Below are 22,344 nucleotides of genomic sequence, written 5' to 3' on the forward strand. Positions count from 1 at the left end.
GCTTTACTATAGCGCCTGATTATAAAAAAATTGACAAGGAAGCATGGATTGCTAGGTCAGCAAAATAACAACAATAGTCAAGAAACTCATAGTACAAACACTGCATTAGATACAGGGTGCATAAGTCTCTGTCTATTAGCGCGCTTTCATCAGGTTGCGGCTGACGCCCAGGCCCTGCACCATGAATTTGGGGAATCCGGTAAAACCTTTACCGATACCGATATCCTGCGCGCCGCCGCCTATTTAAAACTCAAAGCCAAATTAGTTAAACCGAGTACCGACCAGCTCAAGGATATTGCGTTACCGGCAATTGCCAAGGACAAGGAGGGTAACTATCTGATTCTTGGCCGCTTTGATATCGAAAACAAAAAAGTCTTAATCCAAGATCCCACGGCAAGAAGCCCACAAACACTCTCCATTGAAGATTTCGAAACAAGCTGGTCTGGCGAGCTAATCCTTATCACCAAACGCTCATTGCTGCCGGGCATGACGGGTAAGTTTGATATCAGTTGGTTTATTCCCGCCATCGTCAAACATAAAAAACTGCTCGGTGAAGTGCTGTTAGCCTCTTTCTTTATCCAGCTATTCGCATTAGTCACACCGCTGTTCTTCCAGGTCATTATCGACAAAGTGTTGGTGCACCGAGGCCTAACCACCTTGGACGTACTCGCCATTGGCCTATTGGCCATCTCAATCTTCGATGTGGTGCTCAACGGCCTGCGCACCTACCTGTTTTCCCACACCACCAACCGAGTGGATGTTACCCTGGGCAGTAGTTTATTCCGGCATCTACTGCACCTGCCTATTGCCTATTTTCAATCGCGCCAAGTGGGAACTACCGTCGCACGGGTGCGCGAACTGGAAACCATCCGCAACTTTATTACCGGCTCCGCGCTAACGCTGGTGATTGATCTGTTCTTCACCTTCGTCTTCTTTGCCGTGATGTACTATTACAGCCCCGTGCTGTTTTGGGTGGTGCTAGGTTCGATACCTTTCTATATTGTACTTTCTGCGTTCATTACACCTATCCTCCGCAAACGGCTGGATGAAAAGTTTAAACGTGGTGCTGAAAGCCAGGCTTTTTTGGTGGAATCCGTATCCGGTGTGGAAACCCTCAAATCCATGGCCGTCGAACCGCAAATGCAGCGCAAGTGGGAAGAGCAATTGGCGGGTTATGTCTCCGCCTCTTTCCGCAGCCAAAACCTGGGTAATATCGCCAGTCAGGTGGCACAATTTATTAACAAAGTCGTCACCGTTTTGATTCTCTGGTTCGGCGCAAGATTAGTCATTACCGGCGAACTTAGCGTCGGTCAACTGATTGCTTTTAATATGTTAGCGGGCAGAGTCTCTGGCCCCATTCTCAGGTTGGTGCAACTCTGGCAGGATTTTCAACAGGCCAGTATCTCCATCGAACGGCTGGGGGATATTCTCAACACCCCAACCGAGCCGAGCCACAACCCCAACCGCACCACTCTGCCGCAAATCAAAGGCCATGTGCAGTTTGAGCATGTCAGCTTCCGCTATCATCCCGACCAACCCCAGGTGTTGAATGATATCTGTCTGAGTGTAAAGCCCGGTGAAGTGATCGGCATTGTCGGTCGCTCCGGTTCCGGCAAAAGCACCCTGACCAAACTGATTCAAAGGCTCTTTGTGCCCCAGTCCGGGCGTATATTAATAGACGGCGTTGATCTCTCACTGGTTCAGCCTGTCTGGTTACGGCGGCAAGTGGGCGTTGTGCTACAGGAGAACTTCCTCTTTACCCGCTCGGTGAAGGATAATATCGCCCTGGCCGACCCAGGTATGCCGGTCGAGCGCGTGATTCAGGCCGCCAAGCTCGCCGGAGCCCACGAGTTTATCCTCGAACTGCCCGAGGGATACGACACCCGAATTGAAGAGCAGGGTAGCAACCTCTCCGGCGGACAGAAACAGCGCATCGCCATCGCCCGAGCATTGCTGACGAATCCCAGTATTCTTATCTTCGACGAAGCTACCAGCGCCCTGGATTACGAATCCGAGCGCATCATTCAAAATAACATGCAGGCGATAACGCACCAGCGCACCACCTTTATCATTGCGCACCGCCTTTCCACCGTCAGAAACGCCGACCGTATTATCGTTATCGATCGGGGCAGAATCATCGAGCAGGGTAATCACGAATCTTTGCTGAAACACAACGGTCTTTACGCCAAACTGCATTACCATCAGACCGAAAGCCAAGGGGAGGTCGCTTGATGCAGATGCCCTGGCAATGGTTAACTGATCGCTTCGAAAGCCCCGATCAGGTCAAACGCAGCGCCTACGCCTTTATGCCAGCCGCGCTAGAAGTACAGGAAACCCCACCGTCGCCAATAGGCCGGGCTATCATCTGGACTATCGTGATTGTCTTCATCGTTGCTGTGGTCTGGGGTATTGTCGGCAAAATGGATGTGGTGGCTGTTGCGCAGGGTAAAATCATCCCCAGTGGGCGGGTAAAAACGATACAACCGCTGGAGATCGGCAAAGTCAAAACCATCCATGTGCAAGAAGGGCAGGCGGTTAGCGCTGGCGAACCCCTGATTACCCTCGACGGCACCGCCACCCAAGCCGATAGCGATCGGCTACAACAACAACTCAACACCGCCGAACTGCAACAAGCCCGCCAGAAAATTTTTCATCAGTTATTAAAGGCAAAAACACTCCCCAAGGATTGGCACAGTCAAGCGCAAACGCAGCTCAGCCTCAGCCCTCTTGCCGAACTAAAAGAAGTGGCCGCTCAACAGCGTTTGCTCATCGAGCAAATTAACGAATACCGATATCGCAAAGAAAGCCTCGAAAACGAACTCAGCAAACGCCGAGCGGAACAGCAACGGGCCAAGGCCACCATGACCAAGCTTGAGCGCACATTACCCCTGATCAGCGAACGTACCCAATCGTTGGAAAAGCTGATGCAAAAGCACATGGTCGCCAGAGATCAATACCTGGAACTGGAGCAGGAACGTATCGAAAACGAACAGGATCTGATCGCCCTACAGGCACAGTATCAAGAACTCAGTGCTGCCATTAAAGCGACCCAATCCCAGCTCAATACACTCAACGCCGAAATGCAAAAAAACAACCTGACCGAACTCAACGAAACCACTCAACAAATCGCCGCACTCGAACAGGAACTGATCAAAGCCAAACAGCGCAACCGGCAACAGATCGTTAGCTCGCCGATAGACGGCACAGTGCAACAACTCGCCGTGCATACCGTCGGTGGTGTCGTTACCCCAGCGCAAGAACTGATGCTGATTGTCCCCAAAGAAAGCACCTTGGAAGTTGAAGCGCTGATACTGAACAAAGACATCGGCTTTGTCGAAGAGGGCCAAATTGCTGAAGTGAAAATCGACACCTTTAACTTCACCAAGTACGGCACTATCGACGCTCAGATTATCCACCTGTCCAACGACGCCATCAGTGATGAAACACTTGGGTTGGTGTATATGGCTAAAGTGTTGATCGAAACAACGCAGATGCAGGTGAACGAAAGGTTGGTGAACCTCAGCCCCGGTATGTCGGTGACAGTGGAGGTGAAGACGGGGAAGCGGCGAATCATTGAGTACTTCCTGAGTCCGTTGCTTAGGTATAAGCAGGAGAGCATCAGGGAGCGGTGATATTCGTTGTCCCTTCTCCCTTTGGGAGCACCCGAGGGCATAATGAAAGGTTAGGATGAGGTGAGATCGTGACCGCATAATGGCTACTTCACGATAGGGATATACCATTGATATATCCTTTGTGCGGGCGTATATTTGTATATACCAAAAGTATATACCTGGAGTTAATAATGGAACAATCAACAGTATTTAAAACAAACAAGAGTCAGGCGATAAGGCTGCCCAAACCGGTTGCCCTGCCGGACTCGGTAAAGAAAGTGGATATCGTCAAAATCGGCAAAGCCCGTTTAATCACCCCCGCGGGAGAAGCCTGGGACAGTTGGTTTGACGGTGAAGGTGTATCGGCAGATTTCATGGAAGATCGGCAACAGCCAAATGAACAGGAAAGAGATGATCTCTAATGCTCAAATATATGCTGGATACCAATATCGTTATCTATACGATCAAGAACCGGCCGGAGAAAGTCAGGAAAGTATTTAAGCAACATGCCGGACAGATGGCGATATCCGCGATCACCCTTGGAGAGTTGATCTATGGCGCAGAAAAGTCCGCCCAGCCGGAACGCAACCTAGCGGATGTAGAAGCATTCGCAGCAAGGCTTGAAGTGTTGGCGTTTGACGAAACGGCGGCTGCTCATTTTGGGCAGTTACGAGCGGAGTTGGCGAAAGCGGGTAAACCGATAGGGCCATATGATCAAATGATTGCTGGTCATGCGCGTTCGCTGGGGTTGATTCTAGTGACTAATAACATGAATGAGTTTAAGCGGGTGCCGGGGTTAAGGATTGTCAACTGGGTATGAAGAAGACCGCGAAAAGAAGAATTAAAAAAGGGGAGGGTCACATCAAATGGCGCTGCTTTAAGCTAAGCCAACAACCCAATTCCTTCTCCTTGGGGAGCACCCAAAGGGCATAATAAAAGGCTAGGATGAGGGGCTTTAGAAGTATTGTTGCCAGGAAGCGGATGGAGAAAATCGATATTGTATTTTTTTATGACGCCATGTGTCGCACTGAGCAATTTGGCGCAGGAATCAAAGATTTCAGCTTGTCAGTTTAATGGGCATAGCGTTAGTATTGCACCGCAGGGACGCTATATCACAACCATTCAACTGAGCATAGAAGCTGAGCAAAGGACATGCACATGAAGCCTCAAAACCAACTCAGCCTCTCAAAAATCTTCAGCGCCATTGCTCAACTTGGTGCAGCAAAACTTTACCTTTCAAATTCGTTACGGCCAGCTCGGTTGGCGGGAGTTTGTTTGTGAAAAATAAATGCGTTTCTTTTTTGCGCTCCAAAAAATTAATCATCTTGATTCTTTTGTTAGCTTGCTCGGGCTGCGATTCGGAAAAAGTCGGGTTAAGGGAGCTGAAAAGGCTGTGTGAAAAAGATGCTGGCCTGACTATCAATAAAACAGTTGAGGCGGATGGTTATTATGATGATACAACACTGTGTCATCACTGTTGGCATGGGTTGTTAAACAGCCCTTTCAAGTACATTGAATTTTGTGATCTTGAGTCAGAACGACATCCATTGACGAACGCCATCAAAGAACAGGGTTGTTACCGGTTAACCAAAGTCAGCAGAGATTCGGGACAATGTCATGTTGAAATAGACGAGGATATAGCTAAGCGGGTCATCGAGCCTTTTGTGTCGTTTAAAAAAGAGCAGTGTATTAGAGCTGAATCCATTGAAAAACCTACCGAGGGTTTAGGGCTTTTTCTGAACAAAGATGAAGGAATGGTAATAGAAAGGGACTTCAGTATTTCCCGTTATGAATATGGGATCAAATCCCTTGATAGCAATTATGAATACGGGAAATTCATCAATTACTCATTAGTTATTAAAACAGTTGGTGGGGCGCAACATGTTTGTGATTCATCGCTATTAACGGGTGAACGAGTAACCGTTAAGAATCCAAGTTTGTATAAGGCCTTTATAAAAAAGGTAATCGTATTAAATAAGGAAATTTTATTATGACAATTGAACCTGTATATCAAGAAGCACTTTTGTCAGCGGCGGCTTATGCTGATTGGGGAATTGGAGACAACCCAGATACGATATTAAGTGAAAAAGAAAGGCTTTACTAACAGCCACAATAATACAATGAATCTGATTATACTGTAGAATTGATAATCTGGACAACGGCTTTTAAGCGTTATGGTATCTACTAATAATTTTACGGGCAAAAAATGTCTCATTTAGAGGTACTGTTCATTAGACTCTGTGATATTATCGATAAGTATTGGGTCTTTTGGGGGTAAGCAAAGCCTTTGCTGACGCGAAGTGGACAAACGATAGTATTGAGCTTTGGTCGCAAAGTGGGATTATTAGGGTAGATACCGCAGGTAACTCATTGGTAGCGTAAACTCAGTAGACTTGTTGGCCATTCCCTGGCGTGGACATCATGATTGCAGCCCAGCATTTTGCAGGTTTGGTTGAACAGGTAAGCACACCCAATGGTGCGGTTACATGGTTGGGACTAGGTGTCAAAAAAACCTTAAGGAATACTTTGTGCAGTGACTTGTTGAAAACTGGGTTATGTAAACATTTCGCCGACAAAGGCGTAGAAGTGACCGCTGCTGGGTTGACCACAATCTGTGGTTTCCATTATCCTGGTGCCTACCAACCTGTCTTTATTGAAGAGGGTGTCGCCGTAGTTAATCACGGAATTGATAAAATCGTTAAAAAGCTCTTCCGTCTACTGTGTGCTTAAGTACTTGCTCCTGGACTCGATATCGATGCGTGGTTTGGGAATATCTATATTCTGATGCGGTGTCTAATATCCTCTGATCAATCGCTATTAGAAACCACATCGACAAGTTGGGCGATTTACTTGGCGGCAACTTAGCGCTGGGATTATCAAATCGGATGTCGAGTTTTTTTACCAAGAGATTGCGGCCTGCCAAGACTTATGACATAGAGAAAGTATTCCAGGTAATTCCATCGCCTCCTTCGCATACCAAGACACACCGACCCTGGCAGAGCAATACCGCTACGCTCTAGCCACTTTGCCTTTGCCTCACTTCCAATTCAAGGGTACCGCCGCAGATGATCTGACATACGACGCGGACAATTTTACCTCGGAGTACCTTTACCGACCGCGCGCAAACGCGTCTTCCTCGAATTATTTCCACATTACCTGCAACATCGACATCACCACCCTGACAGCCTCGATGCAAATCAGAAGGCCTACATCGATCAGAGACAAACCTCAAAACTCACCACGGGCGCCATTTCACTTATTGCGTGACTGATACGACCGATAGAATCTATTTTGGCGATGGCGTTAACGTTACCGCTATTGCAGTAATGAAAGCCATAACGGTGACGACTACCTTTACGGCATGGGCGGTGAAGACACCTCTGCGTGGAGGAAGGCCAGACCATGTGGTAGAAGGCAACGGGGTAACGATGAACTGTATGGTGACGCGGGGCGTGATTACCTTTTTTGGCGGCGCAGGTGAGGATAAGCTTATGGTGCAAAAGACAGATAAGCTTTCCGGTGGCGCTATAATGACAACGCTACGACAATGCATTTTCGAGTTAGGCGATGGGGCCGATTATATAACCGATGTGACCTGGGGATACGATCGTATTGGTGATTGATGTGCCGGGTATCGGTGACGAAGCGGATTTGTCCTTTGGGCGCATTGCATCAAACAGCAGATGGTACACGGCGTCGCCAACAACGGTGAAGACGCCGGACATGCGAGTAACAGATGTTTATTTTACCCAGGTGCTTCGCTCATCAACACGGGCAAGACGCAATTTGCATCACCTGAACAGGTAGTGATGGGATTGGGATTGATTTAGTTGCAGCAGATTCAGCTGAGGCGAGAGCGATACCGCCGAGTGGTACGAAAAACTCAGGATTAGCCAGGCGAGGATGGTTCTTGACAGTACGAAGAGCCGCCGCTAGCTTTGACGAGAGTATACGCGGGCCTGAAATCTCCTGGCGGGCTCATACTATTCGGCTGACTATTTGTGACAGAACATGTGTGGCCGAAAGGTATGCTGGGTTTACAAGAGTGGCAACAAAACCTGAACTTATTCTCCTGGAGTACGATGCGTGCATAATTTGGGGGTTTACTTTTTCTGCGGATCAGGTGCGAACGACCTGTTGATCGGTGGTGTGTGATTGCAGACGGGTTTGGGCTGACGGCGACGATCTGATTAGAAGGTGGTGATGAGTTGACTTTCTTCATGGTGGTAGGGCCCTGACTCTACGGTGGAGAAGGAAACGACATTCTTGTTCGGGGCGTATAGGTCAGAGGTGAATGGGGGTTATTGTCGATGTTCGCTGGTCGACCTCATGATCCTAACGCTATCGACTATTTTGAAGGGAAATGCTGATTCTGATTATATCGCCGGTTCCCTGAATGATTGACCATATATCGCGGCGCTGATCGTGATGTTATTGGTGGTGTCAACGATATTCAGCGGTGGTGACGACGACTTGATTCTTGGAGACCCGGTTTTCTCACGATTTGGGTTACATGGCCTGAGAGGGGGAAATTATTAATTTATATTTAGACGATTGGTGACTACAAGAAATGCCTTCCACTAGAGATCGATGACATTCTTTACGGAGGCGAGGCATTGATGTTTATTTGGGCGAGTACGGTAGTGACACCATTAGCGGTGGAGGGTGAAGACATTTTGGTGAATCGTAATGACAGACATTGGTTTCAGACTTGTTAGCGCGTTTCTTACGAATTTACGGGATTTGCGGTTTCGCTGAGTTAGACCTAGCTCAACTGGTTATTATCAGAACTGGATGCGCAATGCGGCAATGACATTATCGATGCCGAGATGGTTATGAGAATTATGTTGAGGGTAATGGTGGCGATGATACTATTATGGTGGTGCGGACAATGACCAGATTCAGTGGAGACTTGCCCAAGCACATCACGGAAAAGACACTGTCCATGGCGGTGCCGGTGTAGACACCATTCCGGTGATGCAATGACGATCAGCTTTTGCGACGAGGGAGCAGACTTTATAGATGGTGGCGACAGCAGTGTTGATGGCTGTATCACGGTAGTGCCGCTGATGAAATTTATGGTGGCGATGGTGGCGATACAATCGCGTTGGTAACGGCGCGCAGACGACGATAAGGACGTGCATGGTGGCGACGATAACGACATCATCACAGTGAGCGATGGTATTGGCAGAGCAGCACGGTAACGATGTTGTCTTTGAGACGCAGGCAAATGAGTTACGCTTACGGGCCAAGGTGGGGGAGGATAAGCTTTTTTGGTGACACAGGTAAGGTGGGGATACTCTTTTTAGGAGGAGCTTGATAATGATCACGGCGGTGGGGCTGGGGACGACGATCTTTGGCAAGAAGGTGACGATATTATTAGCGCCAGGTGCTGGGTTTGGATTATCTAGAGGGTGGCGCTGGGGAATGACCAATGTTATGTTTTTTCTCACGGCGATTATGCAACATGGCAAGATGTATCTGCTGACGACCAACATTGGTTTTAATGGAGTCTCTGCCCATTTCTGGGATAAAATACAAGGTGAGTGACAATACGGTTATCGGTCATATTGGTGAAATTTACAAGACTATGTTGTTTTCACTGAATAGCCCTTTTCTGTCAAATGTCATCTTGAGCTGGCAGCAGGAGACACAATTTCTAACGGGAGAGAGTTTTCGCAGACGGACTTTGATAGTCTGTATGTCAATACCTACTGATATTATTGTTACTTGGGCTCGGTGACGGTAGATGACATTAATCATTTGGTCAGGATAATGATTTAGCTACGTGTTAATAGCAGACCGATATCTAAATGGGGTTGTTTGAAAACCATTAATATTGACGGGTACACTCTGATACGAATCTTATATATGCTTATTTCACTGGATGATAGTGTGACATAAATAGCCTCACCGGACGTGGTAGCCAAGAGTTTGCATTTGATCGATTGGTTTCAACAGTGTAGGAGCAAGAATATCTGGGATCAGTTTTAACGGCGGTACATATACCCTGAAGAGTCGGTCATTTCGTACGGATTTAATAGCAACTCGAATCAACACACGGTTCGGCTGCAAACAATTTAACTGGGACACACAACAGATTTATGGCGGTGGAGGATGAGATAGATTAGGCAGGCTCCGGGAGGAAGTGATTATTTGTGGGCGGTGGTGCGGGAACGATTATCTAAACGGTGGGCCTGGGTCGTATAGTCTATATACGTGGAGAGTGATGGGAAATGATCAATTAATAGGTGGCGGGTGAATGGGATTAGATGGCAGTAATGGAAATGATTTGAAGTCAATCCTATGCAGTTGGGTTGAGAGGTGGAGAGGGTGAAGGATAGATAAGGTTATTAACGTACAATTTCGTATATGCAAGAGATGATGGTGGTCAAGATATTCATTTCGAAAAGCTTGCCATAGAGGATATGTATTTCTCGAAAGGTGTTAACGGAGGCACGATGATTCTAATATCAATGCGAATAATATGTATGTCGAAGATGTATATATGAATTCAATGGTGAGAATAACAGTAATTGAAACGTTCGTCACAAAGGGCAAATGGAAATACCTTTTACGGGATATTCTAAATCAAATTGAAACCAACACTGTCCCTACATTAGAGGGTTATAATCCCAAATTTTGAAGTTAACTTGGACAACTGAAACGTATCGTTTCAGCTTGCGAACGGAACGATTGTTGATCACGACGCTAAAGGGGATCCACTGAGGTAGTATTCAATTGAAGCATTAGGTGTTGGTTAATATGGTTGCCTGGAATATTGATCCTTTGTTGGAGCAAGCATTCGAAAGTGCACCACACCTCTTGAGGTGGGTAATATCCTATTTTACCTAAGGCTTCTGGAGCACAGGGTTTGAGCGTAAGGCAAGGCATTTTTTTCTATTGGATATTGGGGTAAAAGTGATCGTCCAGAAATAGATCCTCGAGTTGAGTTTAAAGATCAGGGTTGTGAGCTCTGAGAGGTGAGCGATTTAAGATTCCCTATGACAATTGATATCGTATCAAGGTTGGTCTGGCAGCAAAGCCTGAAATCTGGTATTATTGATTTTCCTTTACTGCTCGCAGATTTAATGAAATTGTCTCCATCAGATGACTTCAGGGGAGTTGAAGAGGAGAGGCTTAAGCAGAGGTATATAAATTACGATCCAGAAAACAAAAAACCTTATACGGTACGCTTAATGACACCCATTCTGGGCAAGGCAAAATTTTACTACTATTGATATTTATCTATACCAATGAAACTTGGGTTTGGAGCAATCAGGGTAGGGAGAGTGAGGGCTAGTTCACCCAATAGCGTCACATCTGGACTAATCCGAAGTTAGAAGAAATTTATGGAGTGGTTGTATTGTAGTTTTCTCTGTTGCTCCGCATGCAACGTACGTTACAAGGGAATAATGTTATGCGATTTATATCGAAAGTTACAATAGAACTTTATATTCCGCAGGCACCTTGTTATTGGAGTATTGCTACAAAAAACGGTAGTGTGATTTATGACAAGCAATTGTAAGGATATTCGGTCATAAGCACCAAAGAGGACTTTTATGGGACAACTCTGATTTATACAATGAGTGGGATGGCAAGGATTTGGCGAGAAGAGCAGAGAGTTGTCGTCTTGTCTCTTCCGAAATAATAATAACTGCAAATGATGATACTTTTGTTGCCCTGGATTGATATAGCGAATTAGTTATAGCCTTCTCAGAATTGATAGGAAATGATGTAGACTCTGAAGGCGATACTTTGCGGGTTGTATCTTTAGGAAACATAGCCAATGGGCAGGCGATTTTAAATATACAAGCGGAGACGGTTACATTTATACCCGACGCTAGTTATGTTGGTGAAGCGACGTTTGAGTATTTCGTATCTGGGGGGGCTGACATTGCACTTGGAAAGGCAAATATCAATGTTGGGCCGACCAGTAACACTGCACCTTTAGCTGTTGACGATGAGGTGGTTACTATTGAGGACGCCTCAGTAGTAGTTAACGTGATCAATTTGCTAGCTAACGATTCTGATGTTGAAGGTGATAGCCTAAGTATTTTCAGCGTTCTGAATGCTGTTAATGGGGGGGTTGTATTTGATGCGCAATTAGGAGAAATCACCTTTACCCCCAACGCAAATTACCATGGCCCTGCTTCCTTTGATTATGAAGTGTCAGATGGTACTGGCTCCTCTTTCGCAACAGTAAATATTACCGTCAATTCGGTTAACGACGCCCCCACCCCAAATTGGGATAAGCTAAATTGGTCTGGTGCTTCCGAAGGAGCCATTTTTAACGTTAACGTTTTCCTAGAAAATGATTTTGATACGGAAGGTGATTCCATTGCCTTTGTTGGGGTAAGCAATGGACAGAATGTTAATATGGAGGTTTTCGAAGAGGGACAGAATACCTATGTAGAAATAGACCTGCTGGGATTGGGTGCGTCTTTTGACTACACGGTTTCTGATGGCGTGGATACCTCGACAGCAACTGTCTATCTGAACCCGCAATGGTTGGCGCAAAAAGATGTTGTCGTTGCCGATCAGGATACTCCGCTTGTCATTGATGGGAGTATTCTTTTGGCGAATGACCATCCGGCTTATCCAGGGCTGAGTATCACGGATGTCCGCTTGCCCCAACATGGCGCTGCGTCATTAACTGCCGAGGGCGTGTTATTTGAGCCGGAACCGGGTTACTCGGGGCTCGCTTCATTTGAATATATTGTTTCCGATGGCGTGCTTTCAGATTATGAAACAGTAACCGTTATGGTGCTGCCAGTTAACAATATTAATGATGCGCCTATGGTGCTTCCACCTTCTGCGTTAACTCTCGATATGACGCCACTAGGGGAAGTTGATGAAGCAGTATTGATCGATAGTATTGATATCATTAACCAGTATGTTGTTGACCCGGAGGGTGACCCGCTTGCTATTGCTAGTGTCAGTGCTTCGCCCGCAGGCACCACGGTTAGTGTCAATCAAAATACCGGCGTCATCACATATCAGGCGAATGGTGCGGCACTTTATAATTTGAGCCAGGGCTTTGAGTTTACTGTGTCCGATGGTGAGTATGAGTCCAAAGGCAAGTATTTTTTCAACTTGGCGCCGTATGCTATTGAGAGCGGAACATCGAGTCCCATTGTGTTTTTTGAGGATAGCTTTACTGTTGCTGAGGATGAGTCGCTATCGATTAGCGTTGAGGAGCTGCTCGGAAATGATACCCATTTGGAGGGCCGACATATTGAGATTAGCGGTGTTTCAAATGCCCAAAATGGGGTGGTAACGCTAGACCAATCCTCTGGGATGGTAATTTTTACACCCGGTGCGGATTACAACGGAGATGCTTCATTTGAATATACAGTTTCTGATGGATTAGGCACGAAGAGTAATATTGTTTCCGTTGATATCGCGGCGCGTAACGATGCGCCAAAAGCACAAGACGATCAGGTTTTTGCCAATCAAACTAATGGTGTGATTGAAATCAGTACCTCAGATTTGCTAGCCAATGATATGGATGTCGATGGTGATACGTTAAGTGTTTTGAGCGTATTAAACGCAGTAAATGGCAGTGTTGCTTTGGATAGCCAGACGAAAGTTATTACCTTTACGCCTAATATTAATTTCACCGGAACCAGTTCTTTTGATTACCTTGTCGGTGATGCTCAAGGCGCTGATGTTATCGCATCAGTTTCTATTGTTCCAGCAGCTATTTTTAGCGATAACTTTGAAGCGGATAATGGCTGGATCATTAACCCAAATGTGACTGATACAGCGACGCGCGGCCAGTGGGAAATGGGTCATCCTGAACCGATCTCCTATGATGGAAAGCTATCACAGCTTGGTTTTGTCGGCAGTGGTGACTTTGCGTTGATTACCGGTACTCAGGCTGGGGCGCATGCCGGGGATTATGACTTGGATGGCGGTGTCACCTCCATTATATCGCCGGAAATTCAGCTACCTGAGGTTGCACTTAATGAAGTGATAAATTTATCTTTTTCTCACTACCAGACCCATTTATACAATGCGAGTTCAGGTGACTTTTTAAGGGTAACGGTTCAAGGTGAGTCTGAAAGCCAAGTGATTTTTGAAAAAACGGGAGCAGATTTTCTTGCTTCTGCCAATGCGGCGTGGGAACAGTTTTCCAGTAGTTTAAATGCTTTCGCCGGTAAGACGATTAGCATTTTGATCGAGGCTTCGGATCATGGCTCGGAAAGTTACGTGGAAGCGGGAATCGACGATATTCATATTGAAAAGCTCACGGCAAATACGGTATTTGAGGACGCTTTTGAAGCGGATCTTGGTTGGGTGGTGAATCCCGATTCGACCGACAATGCAACAGGGGGACAGTGGGAAAGAGGGGCACCTGAAATGACGCAGTTTAATAGCGTGACGATGCAATTAGGAGCCGCTGCGAGTGGTTTAAATGCATTGATTACCGGGTTGGAGGCGGGGTATTCAGCGGGTAGTAATGACATTGACTTGGGAACCTCCATTCGGTCGCAATTAATTTCTCTGCCGGAGGTTTCTGGGACTGCATCACTGGGTGTTTCATTTAACTACTATTTTTCACAGTACAGCAACGCTACGTCAGCGGATTATTTTCGGATAACGGCGGTGAGTGATACTAAAAGCAAGATACTTTTCGAGCAGAGAGGTAATAGCGATCAAATACCTGCAAAATGGCACTCAGTGCAGTCTTTTCATGGATTAGATGAGTTTTCTGGGGAAGATATCTACCTACTTGTTGAGGCAGCCGATAATGCCGGAGGGCAATTGTTAGAGGCGGGCCTGGATGATCTGAAGATTACCCGTTGGGAGGGTAGTGTTAAGCCGAGTATCATGGTTGATTCGACAAATCCTTCGGAAAGTACCTTTGGCGGAACTATCACGCTGATCGGCTCTGCTTGGGACAATCAAGGCAGGGACATCAGTCAGCAAATCGAATGGGTTTCTGACAAGAGCGGTGTTGTAGGTAGCGGCGCAACGGTCGATCTGAATGGCCTGTATTTGGGTACGCATAACATAGCGGTTCGGGTTATAGATGCTGAGGGCTATTTGAGTGTTGAAAATGTTGAGTTTACACTTAACGCTCCAGCAGGAGCCCTTGTCGGATCCGAGACGAACGAAACCATTTACGGCGGCTATGGCTCAGACTTATTCTTAAGTGGGGGCGGCAATGATCTCTTGTATGGTCAAGCGGGAGACGATCGCTTTGTTGTCGATAACAGTTATGCGGGCTACTCAGTCTATAATGGCGGAGATGGTTTCGATAGCATAACCGGCGGCCTGTCTGACGATCGTATCGAGCTAAGATATTTCTCCCCAACCCACTCTGTTGAGCGCATTGATGGTGGTCAGGGGATTAACACTATTAAAGGCTATTATGCCACCGGCAACTACCTGACACTCGATTTTAGTGCGACTGAGCTTCTGAATATTGATGAGATACAGGGGACTCCCGGCATAGATTCAATTACTGGGTCGTCAAGTAACGACGAACTTAGGGCGTTCGAAGGATTTGATACCTTGTCCGGCGGGTCTGGTAGTGATACCTACCACTTTTCGAGCGGGGACGGCTCGGATACGATTAAGAATTACGCGGCAGATGCGGAGATCGCGGTAGATAGGCTGCTATTTGAGGATTTTGACCGAGACGAGCTATGGTTGCATCAACAGGGAGATGATTTGGTTGTTAATCATATCGGTTCAGATGATAGAGTTTATATCGAAGATTGGTTTTTAAGTGCTGAGCACCAACTGGATGAAATTTATGCGGGCGATCAAATATTGCTAGCCAGCCAAGTCGATCAATTAGTGCAGGCTATGGCTACCATCAGCGGCGGAGAACCCGCCAATATTGAAAACCTAACCGCGCAGCACCAGGAAGATCTAAGCACAGCGCTGGCGGTCGCTTGGCAGTAAAAAGACGAGGCCGAACCTGTAGACTTCGGTTTTAGCACGGATCGTGCGAATAAAGTTGCATCTACGCTTGTGGTAGTAGCCGGAGCCAGTACCAGTTGATTCCGGCTTTTTCCCAGCAATTCCCCCCAATCTTAGATTGTGGTGGGCAGGCTAAACTGGTAATCTATCCTCCCATCTCAAGTGGTCTCCTGGTTGGCTGTCGATAGCCGGAAAGGAGACTTGTTCAACCTCCATATAGCTTACATACGGTTCTTCAATGACGCATTATATCTTCGTCACCGGCGGCGTTGTGTCTTCCCTTGGGAAGGGCATTGCTGCGGCATCTTTGGGTGCAATTCTTGAGGCGCGAGGTCTACGCGTCACTATGTTAAAGCTCGACCCTTATATCAATGTTGATCCCGGTACTATGAGCCCGTTCCAGCATGGCGAGGTGTTTGTCACGGAGGATGGTGCGGAGACCGATCTTGATCTTGGTCATTATGAGCGATTCCTGCGTACTAAGGTGAGCCAGCTCAATAATTTCACTACAGGCCGGGTCTATGAACATGTGTTGCAGAAAGAACGCCGGGGTGATTATTTAGGCGCAACGGTACAGGTGATTCCGCATATTACCGATGAAATTAAGCGCCGTGTGTTGCTGGGTGCAAAAGGCTACGACATCGCTTTGGTGGAAATTGGTGGTACGGTGGGTGACATCGAGTCCCAGCCGTTTCTGGAGGCGGTAAGGCAGTTGAAGGTTGAGCTAGGCTCGCAGCGTGCATTGTTTATGCATCTCACACTGGTGCCTTATATTGAAACCTCAGGGGAAACCAAAACCAAACCGACGCAGCATTCGGTGAAAGAGTTACGCTCAATTGGTATTCAGCCGGATATTCTGGTTTGCCGTTCCGATCATCAGATTGACGATGGTGCGCGCCGTAAAATCTCACTCTTTACCAACGTTGAGGAAAAAGCCGTTATTGCGCTTGAGGATGCGGATACAATTTATCGTATTCCCGGACTATTAAAACAGCGGGGTTTGGACGAGATCATCGTGGAGAAGTTTCATCTCGAATGCCCTAAAGCGGATTTAAGCGAGTGGGCACGGGTGGTCGATGCACACCTGAATCCTGACAAAGAAGTGACGATTGCGATGGTGGGTAAATACATGGAGTTGCTTGATGCTTACAAGTCGCTCAACGAAGCATTGGTGCATGCGGGCATTCAAACGCGTACTCGGGTTAAAGTACTCTATCTCGATTCGGAAGATGTTGAAAATGAGGGTATTGATTGCCTGCGTGGGGCAGATGCGATTTTAGTGCCTGGTGGCTTCGGCGAACGTGGTATTGAAGGCAAGGTGATGAGTGCTCAGTTTGCACGTGAAAATAATATCCCGTATCTGGGTATTTGTCTGGGCATGCAGGTGGCTGTTATTGATTTCGCCCGTAATGTTGCGGGGCTGACGGGGGCGCATAGTTCCGAGTTTCAACGCAGCACGCCGCATCCAGTCATCGCCTTGATTACCGAATGGAAAGAGGCAGATGGCAAACTTATAACGCGTGATGAGCACTCCGATTTAGGTGGCACCATGCGTCTGGGTGGCCAGATTTGTCGTTTGCATCCAGATTCAATTGCTTACCAGTGTTACGGCGAAGAAAAAATCGTTGAGCGTCACCGGCATCGTTATGAAGTGAATAATAATTATGTCGAACGGCTGGAACAGGCTGGGTTACGAGTTGCCGGACGTTCCGAAGACAATAGCTTGGTGGAAATGGTTGAAGTACCCAACCATCCTTGGTTTGTAGCCTGTCAGTTCCACCCGGAATTTACCTCGAAACCACGTGAAGGACATCCGTTATTCACCGGTTTTATCCAGGCAGCATTAGCCCAGCATAGTTCTAAAAATAAAGATTGAGCGCGGCGATGACAGAAACAATAGTCCAGGTTGGCGATGTTCGCATAGCGAATAATTTGCCCTTTGTACTCTTTGGTGGCATGAATGTGCTTGAATCAAGGGATATGGCGATGCGGGTCGCTGAGTCCTATGTGAAGGTTACCGCCAAGCTGGGAATACCTTACGTATTTAAAGCATCCTTCGATAAGGCCAATCGCTCCTCAGTGACTTCTTTTCGTGGCCCGGGCCTGGAGCAGGGGTTACGGATCTTCGAAGAAATCAAAACGACTTTTTCAGTTCCCATCATTACGGACGTGCATGAGCCGGATCAAGCCGCGCCAGTCGCGGAGGTGGCGGATATATTACAATTACCGGCTTTCTTGTCTCGTCAAACCGATCTGGTGGTGGCGATGGCGCAGACGTCAGCGGCCATTAATATCAAGAAAGCGCAATTTTTAGCACCCCATGAGATGGGGCATATTTTGCAGAAATGTAAAGAAGCGGGGAATAATCGATTGATCCTATGCGAGCGCGGCAGCAGTTTTGGCTATAACAACCTCGTGGTCGACATGCTCGGTTTTGGTGTCATGAAGCAATTCGGTTATCCGGTATTTTTTGATGTTACCCATGCCCTGCAAATCCCCGGTGGCCGTGCGGACTCCGCCGGTGGTCGGCGTGCTGCCGTGGCGGAATTGGCGCGAGCTGGCATGTCACAGGGGTTGGCAGGTTTATTCCTGGAGGCACATCCCAATCCGGATGAGGCCAAGTGTGATGGCCCCTGCGCATTGCGACTGAGTCAGTTGGAGCCGTTTTTGGCGCAGGTCAAAGCGATGGATGAGTTGGTAAAGAGTTTTAGTCCTTTGGATACCGCTTAGTTGTCATCCCAAAAATGTAACTGACAGCTATAAGGCGCGTCATCATTTGGGTGGAATAATTGCTGGGGCGGCATTCTAGGTGAAAATTTTTGTTAAATAATAGGAGTTCTGGTCATCGTGACAGAAATTATTGATGTTAAAGCAAGAGAAGTTTTGGATTCACGTGGTAACCCCACCATTGAAGCCGATGTCATTTTAGCCAGTGGTGTGATTGGCTCGGCCTGCGCACCTTCGGGCGCTTCCACTGGATCGCGAGAAGCCCTGGAGTTAAGGGATAAAGACCCGAAACGCTATGGTGGTAAAGGCGTCTTAACAGCCGTCGCGAATGTGAATACGGCCATACGTGAAGCTCTGCTGGGTATGGATGCGACGCAACAGGCGGAGCTTGATCGCGTGATGATTGATCTGGATGGCACTGAAAACAAGGCCAATCTCGGCGCCAATGCGATTCTGGCTGTATCGCTTGCCGCTGCCAAGGCCGCTGCTCTGGCGAAGGGCGTACCTCTTTATGCGCATATCGCGGAGTTGAACGGCACGCCAGGCGTTTATTCTATGCCGGTGCCGATGATGAATATTATCAATGGCGGCGAACATGCCGATAATAATGTCGATATTCAAGAGTTTATGGTGCAGCCAGTGGGTGCATCTAGTTTCGCCGAAGCCCTGCGTTGTGGTGCGGAAATATTTCATGCCTTGGCCTCAGTATTAAAGGCGCGTGGTTTAAATACTGCGGTCGGCGATGAGGGTGGCTTTGCCCCGAACTTGCCATCTAATGAAGCGGCGTTGGAAGTGATTCGTGAGGCGGTGGCGCAAGCAGGTTATGAGCTGGATAAGGATGTCACCTTGGCGCTGGATTGTGCGGCCTCAGAGTTTTATAAGGAGGGTATGTATCAGCTCAGCGGTGAAGGCAAAAGCTTTGACTCGGCGGGGTTTGCCGATTATCTGGTGGAGTTAAGTCAACGCTATCCCATTGTTTCTATAGAAGATGGTATGGACGAAAGCGACTGGGAAGGTTGGGCCAATCTGACCCAGAAGATAGGTGATCGCGTGCAGTTGGTCGGCGATGACCTATTCGTTACCAACACAAAAATACTTAAGCGCGGTATTGATGAGGGTGTGGCGAACTCTATTTTGATTAAATTTAATCAGATCGGTTCGCTCACCGAAACCCTAGAAGCCATCAAAATGGCCAAAACAGCAGGTTTCACGGCAGTGATTTCACACCGCTCCGGTGAAACTGAAGATACGACGATTGCTGATCTGGCGGTGGCGACTTCGGCCGGACAAATTAAAACGGGTTCCCTGTGTCGTTCTGATCGTGTTGCCAAATACAACCGTTTATTGCGTATCGAAGAGGAGCTCAATGGCATGGCATCCTATCATGGACGCTCTGAAATCAAAGGGCAGGGATAGTTTCTATTTTAATTATTCAGAACCCTGAAGGGGTTTTATGATGAAATGGTTCTGGATATTACTTGCGCTTATCTTTCTAGGCCTGCAGTACCGTCTGTGGGTCGGAGAAGGTAGCTTGGCTGAATATTGGGGGCTGAAGGGTAAAATCGCGGAGCAGCAACAGCAGAATCAAAAATTACGTGAGCGCAATGAGCAACTTAAGGCGGAAGTGGTTGACCTGAAACAGGGAATGGAAGCTATTGAAGAGCGCTCGAGATATGAGTTAGGCATGATCAAGGAAGGTGAGACCTTTTATCAAGTAGTAGAAAAACATACTGACCCTCCGGTGCGGACTAGTGACTGACGAGCAAAGCAAAGCAAACGTTGCAACGCGACCTCATCAAGAGTTCTGGGTTGTGGTGCCAGCGGCAGGTGTGGGCGCGCGGATGTTGGCTGATCAACCAAAGCAGTATCTGCCGTTAGCTGGTAAAACGGTGTTGGAGCAGACTCTCAGCCGATTGCTGGAACATCCGAAAGTCGTGGGTATCGTGCTGGTGCTCGGAGTTGATGATCTCTATTGGACTGAATCATATCTTGCTTCTGACCCCCGAATTCTAATCGCTCGGGGCGGTGCGCAAAGATCGCACTCTGTGCTTAATGGTTTGAACAGGCTCGCGCAAATTATCTCAACCCAGGAATGGGTCATGGTGCACGACGCGGCCCGGCCCTGCATTTCTCATGAGGATTTAGATAGCCTAATCCTGGCTACGGCAAACACCAAGGATGGCTTGGTATTGGGTGCGCCAGTGCGTGACACCATGAAGCAAGCCGATGACTCTGCTCGGATTTTGGCGACTCTGGATCGAAACACTCTCTGGCACGCCTTTACGCCACAGATTTTTCGTTTAGGCGAGTTAGTGAAAGCCTTAACGACTTGTATTGATAAGAATCTACCCGTGACGGATGAGGCCTCTGCGATGGAACATTGTGGCTATCATCCGCAAATGCTGCAGGGCAGTGAACAGAATATTAAAATTACTCGGCCAATGGATTTGATTCTGGCTGAGTTGATTCTTAAGACCGAGGCTAAGGAGCACTAAAAAATAATGATGCGTATTGGTCATGGTTTCGACGTTCATCGCTTTGATGATACTCATTCAGGCACAGCTGAAATTAAATTGGGTGGGGTGACTATCGCCAGCGAAAAGCCACTGCTGGCCCATTCTGATGGTGATGTATTGATTCATGCACTCTGCGATGCCTTGTTGGGTGCGGCAGGGCTGGGGGATATTGGTGAGCATTTTCCAGATTCCGATATCCAGTACCAGAATGCCGACAGTCGGTTGTTACTGAGAAAAGTCATGACTGAGTTGGCCGGTTTAGGTTGGCGGGTTGGTAATGCGGATATCACGCTGGTCGCACAAACGCCTAAAGTTGCTCCGTATAAGCAGGGAATGCTGAAGGTATTGGCAAGTGATTTAGCCTGTGAGCCAGCGCAAATCAACATTAAAGCAACTACTACCGAAGGTTTGGGCTATACCGGTCGTAGAGAAGGAGTCGCCTGTCATGCCGTGGTACTTTTGACTCGGGGGTAACCTGAGCTGTTTTGAATAATGTCAGAATTTTCACCCCTTTCGTTATTGCAGTTTAACTATGCCTATGGCGTGCCGCCCTTGCAAGGCTGGTTAAAGGAGCAACCTGACTATTTTTGTGTGGATGAATTACTGGGGTTTGAACTGTCGGGGGTTGGCGAACACCTCTATTTACAAATAGAAAAGCAGGGTTTAAATACCGCTGATGTTGCCACGCAGTTGGCAGCGGTTTTTGCTGTTCGACCACTCGATGTTGGTTATGCCGGCATGAAGGATAAGCACGCAGTAACTCGTCAATGGTTTAGTCTTTATCTGCCGAAAAAGCCTCAGCTTGAGTTGGAGTCAATCCGGCTGGATATGGCGCAAATCAAGGGGGTTAAATTAATTGCGGCGCAACGGCATCACCAAAAACTGAGGCGCGGACAGCATCAGGGTAATCGGTTTAATATAACGTTGACACAGCTGTCGGGTAATTTGGATTTGCTGTCCGAACGGATGACGGCAATTGCCAGCAAGGGTGTGCCGAATTATTTTGGGCCGCAGCGTTTTGGTATCAATGGTAATAACCTGCTAGGCGTACAAGGCTGGTTTGTGGATAAACGTCCGCCGCGTCGACAACTGCGCGGCATCTATCTATCCACAGCGCGTTCGTTTCTGTTTAATCGATTGCTGTCGGCGCGAGTGGCGGAGAATAGCTGGGCGCGAGTGGAAGAGGGTGATTTGCCCTGCCCACTAGCTGGCGCTAATACTGAAGCCCCGACTGGGCCGCTTTGGGGGCGTGGACGAATAAAGACGAGTGCACACATTGCTGAGTTGGAGAATGAGTTAGCGCGGGAATATGCACAATGGTGTCATGGCCTTGAGCATTCCGGTTTACAACAGGAGCGCCGCCCGTTATGTTTGTTTTTGAGAAATTTTCAATGGTTCTGGGAAAATCAGAAATTGCAGCTAAGTTTTGAACTTCCGGTTGGCTGTTATGCCACCAGTGTGATTCGTGAAATATGTATCTATGAGGATAGAAGCCGGTGGCAGGCTCAGACTGAAAACGTGGGGGAAGGTTGAATAATAATATAGATGTGACG

General features: G+C 47.5%; 18 protein-coding genes. All 18 read left to right on the forward strand.

Annotated elements, in window-relative coordinates:
• The first annotated feature begins 48 nt into the window (after positions 1 to 48).
• The 18 genes from H6995_04415 to H6995_04500 all read left to right on the forward strand — a co-directional run bounded on the left by H6995_04415 (position 49) and on the right by H6995_04500 (position 22,324).
• Positions 49 to 2,232 carry a type I secretion system permease/ATPase gene (locus H6995_04415; GenBank protein ID MCP5214235.1) on the forward strand — a complete coding sequence of 728 codons (2,184 nt, stop codon included), beginning with the start codon at positions 49 to 51 and terminating at the stop codon, positions 2,230 to 2,232.
• The gene (locus H6995_04420) at positions 2,232 to 3,632 is read left to right on the forward strand and encodes an HlyD family type I secretion periplasmic adaptor subunit (protein ID MCP5214236.1); all 1,401 of its coding nucleotides are present in this window, start codon (positions 2,232 to 2,234) and stop codon (positions 3,630 to 3,632) included. The genes H6995_04415 and H6995_04420 overlap by 1 nt, the downstream gene beginning before the upstream one ends.
• Before the next feature lie 170 nt (positions 3,633 to 3,802).
• The gene (locus H6995_04425; protein MCP5214237.1) at positions 3,803 to 4,033 is read left to right on the forward strand and encodes an antitoxin; all 231 of its coding nucleotides are present in this window, start codon (positions 3,803 to 3,805) and stop codon (positions 4,031 to 4,033) included.
• Positions 4,033 to 4,431, forward strand: coding sequence for a tRNA(fMet)-specific endonuclease VapC (vapC, locus tag H6995_04430; protein ID MCP5214238.1), 399 nt, complete (start codon positions 4,033 to 4,035; stop codon positions 4,429 to 4,431). The genes H6995_04425 and vapC overlap by 1 nt, the downstream gene beginning before the upstream one ends.
• A gap of 457 nt (positions 4,432 to 4,888) precedes the next feature.
• Positions 4,889 to 5,605, forward strand: a complete 717-nt coding sequence (locus H6995_04435) for a hypothetical protein (GenBank protein MCP5214239.1) — start codon at positions 4,889 to 4,891, stop codon at positions 5,603 to 5,605.
• Positions 5,606 to 6,032: 427 nt separating this feature from the next.
• Entirely contained in the window at positions 6,033 to 6,341 is a 309-nt protein-coding gene (locus tag H6995_04440) for a hypothetical protein (GenBank protein MCP5214240.1), read from the forward strand.
• 631 nt (positions 6,342 to 6,972) lie between these two features.
• Positions 6,973 to 7,092, forward strand: coding sequence for a hypothetical protein (locus tag H6995_04445; GenBank protein ID MCP5214241.1), 120 nt, complete (start codon positions 6,973 to 6,975; stop codon positions 7,090 to 7,092).
• A gap of 1,418 nt (positions 7,093 to 8,510) precedes the next feature.
• Complete coding sequence (locus tag H6995_04450; GenBank protein MCP5214242.1) at positions 8,511 to 8,597, forward strand: hypothetical protein; 87 nt, start codon at positions 8,511 to 8,513, stop codon at positions 8,595 to 8,597.
• Between the two features lie 336 nt (positions 8,598 to 8,933).
• The gene (locus tag H6995_04455; GenBank protein ID MCP5214243.1) at positions 8,934 to 9,161 is read left to right on the forward strand and encodes a hypothetical protein; all 228 of its coding nucleotides are present in this window, start codon (positions 8,934 to 8,936) and stop codon (positions 9,159 to 9,161) included.
• 1,454 nt (positions 9,162 to 10,615) lie between these two features.
• Entirely contained in the window at positions 10,616 to 10,852 is a 237-nt protein-coding gene (locus H6995_04460; protein MCP5214244.1) for a hypothetical protein, read from the forward strand.
• A gap of 517 nt (positions 10,853 to 11,369) precedes the next feature.
• Entirely contained in the window at positions 11,370 to 15,530 is a 4,161-nt protein-coding gene (locus tag H6995_04465; protein ID MCP5214245.1) for a tandem-95 repeat protein, read from the forward strand.
• A gap of 256 nt (positions 15,531 to 15,786) precedes the next feature.
• Positions 15,787 to 17,424, forward strand: coding sequence for a CTP synthase (locus H6995_04470; GenBank protein MCP5214246.1), 1,638 nt, complete (start codon positions 15,787 to 15,789; stop codon positions 17,422 to 17,424).
• Positions 17,425 to 17,432: 8 nt separating this feature from the next.
• On the forward strand, positions 17,433 to 18,278 hold the full coding sequence (gene kdsA / locus H6995_04475) for a 3-deoxy-8-phosphooctulonate synthase (GenBank protein ID MCP5214247.1): 846 nt from the start codon (positions 17,433 to 17,435) through the stop codon (positions 18,276 to 18,278).
• Positions 18,279 to 18,395: 117 nt separating this feature from the next.
• The gene (eno, locus tag H6995_04480; protein MCP5214248.1) at positions 18,396 to 19,691 is read left to right on the forward strand and encodes a phosphopyruvate hydratase; all 1,296 of its coding nucleotides are present in this window, start codon (positions 18,396 to 18,398) and stop codon (positions 19,689 to 19,691) included.
• 37 nt (positions 19,692 to 19,728) lie between these two features.
• The gene (gene ftsB / locus H6995_04485; GenBank protein ID MCP5214249.1) at positions 19,729 to 20,034 is read left to right on the forward strand and encodes a cell division protein FtsB; all 306 of its coding nucleotides are present in this window, start codon (positions 19,729 to 19,731) and stop codon (positions 20,032 to 20,034) included.
• Positions 20,027 to 20,770: a 2-C-methyl-D-erythritol 4-phosphate cytidylyltransferase gene (gene ispD / locus H6995_04490; protein MCP5214250.1), complete on the forward strand. Its 744-nt coding sequence runs from the start codon at positions 20,027 to 20,029 to the stop codon at positions 20,768 to 20,770. Before ftsB ends, ispD begins: the two co-directional genes overlap by 8 nt.
• Positions 20,771 to 20,776: 6 nt before the next feature.
• Positions 20,777 to 21,265, forward strand: a complete 489-nt coding sequence (gene ispF / locus H6995_04495; protein ID MCP5214251.1) for a 2-C-methyl-D-erythritol 2,4-cyclodiphosphate synthase — start codon at positions 20,777 to 20,779, stop codon at positions 21,263 to 21,265.
• An 18-nt stretch (positions 21,266 to 21,283) separates the two neighbouring features.
• Complete coding sequence (locus H6995_04500; GenBank protein ID MCP5214252.1) at positions 21,284 to 22,324, forward strand: tRNA pseudouridine(13) synthase TruD; 1,041 nt, start codon at positions 21,284 to 21,286, stop codon at positions 22,322 to 22,324.
• Positions 22,325 to 22,344 lie beyond the last annotated feature (20 nt).

It is taken from the genome of Pseudomonadales bacterium, assembly GCA_024234615.1.
Classification (GTDB): Bacteria; Pseudomonadota; Gammaproteobacteria; order Pseudomonadales; family IMCC2047; genus JAJFKB01.

What these genes read in the sequence shown, in the direction of transcription:
- H6995_04420 (MCP5214236.1), top strand. Translation starts at nt 2,232, where the DNA reads ATGCAGATGCCCTGGCAATGGTTAACTGATCGCTTCGAAAGCCCCGAT.
- H6995_04425 (MCP5214237.1), top strand. Translation starts at nt 3,803, where the DNA reads ATGGAACAATCAACAGTATTTAAAACAAACAAGAGTCAGGCGATAAGG.
- vapC (MCP5214238.1), top strand. Translation starts at nt 4,033, where the DNA reads ATGCTCAAATATATGCTGGATACCAATATCGTTATCTATACGATCAAG.
- H6995_04440 (MCP5214240.1), top strand. Translation starts at nt 6,033, where the DNA reads ATGATTGCAGCCCAGCATTTTGCAGGTTTGGTTGAACAGGTAAGCACA.
- H6995_04445 (MCP5214241.1), top strand. Translation starts at nt 6,973, where the DNA reads ATGGGCGGTGAAGACACCTCTGCGTGGAGGAAGGCCAGACCATGTGGT.
- H6995_04455 (MCP5214243.1), top strand. Translation starts at nt 8,934, where the DNA reads ATGATCACGGCGGTGGGGCTGGGGACGACGATCTTTGGCAAGAAGGTG.
- H6995_04460 (MCP5214244.1), top strand. Translation starts at nt 10,616, where the DNA reads ATGACAATTGATATCGTATCAAGGTTGGTCTGGCAGCAAAGCCTGAAA.
- H6995_04470 (MCP5214246.1), top strand. Translation starts at nt 15,787, where the DNA reads ATGACGCATTATATCTTCGTCACCGGCGGCGTTGTGTCTTCCCTTGGG.
- kdsA (MCP5214247.1), top strand. Translation starts at nt 17,433, where the DNA reads ATGACAGAAACAATAGTCCAGGTTGGCGATGTTCGCATAGCGAATAAT.
- ftsB (MCP5214249.1), top strand. Translation starts at nt 19,729, where the DNA reads ATGATGAAATGGTTCTGGATATTACTTGCGCTTATCTTTCTAGGCCTG.
- ispF (MCP5214251.1), top strand. Translation starts at nt 20,777, where the DNA reads ATGATGCGTATTGGTCATGGTTTCGACGTTCATCGCTTTGATGATACT.
- H6995_04500 (MCP5214252.1), top strand. Translation starts at nt 21,284, where the DNA reads ATGTCAGAATTTTCACCCCTTTCGTTATTGCAGTTTAACTATGCCTAT.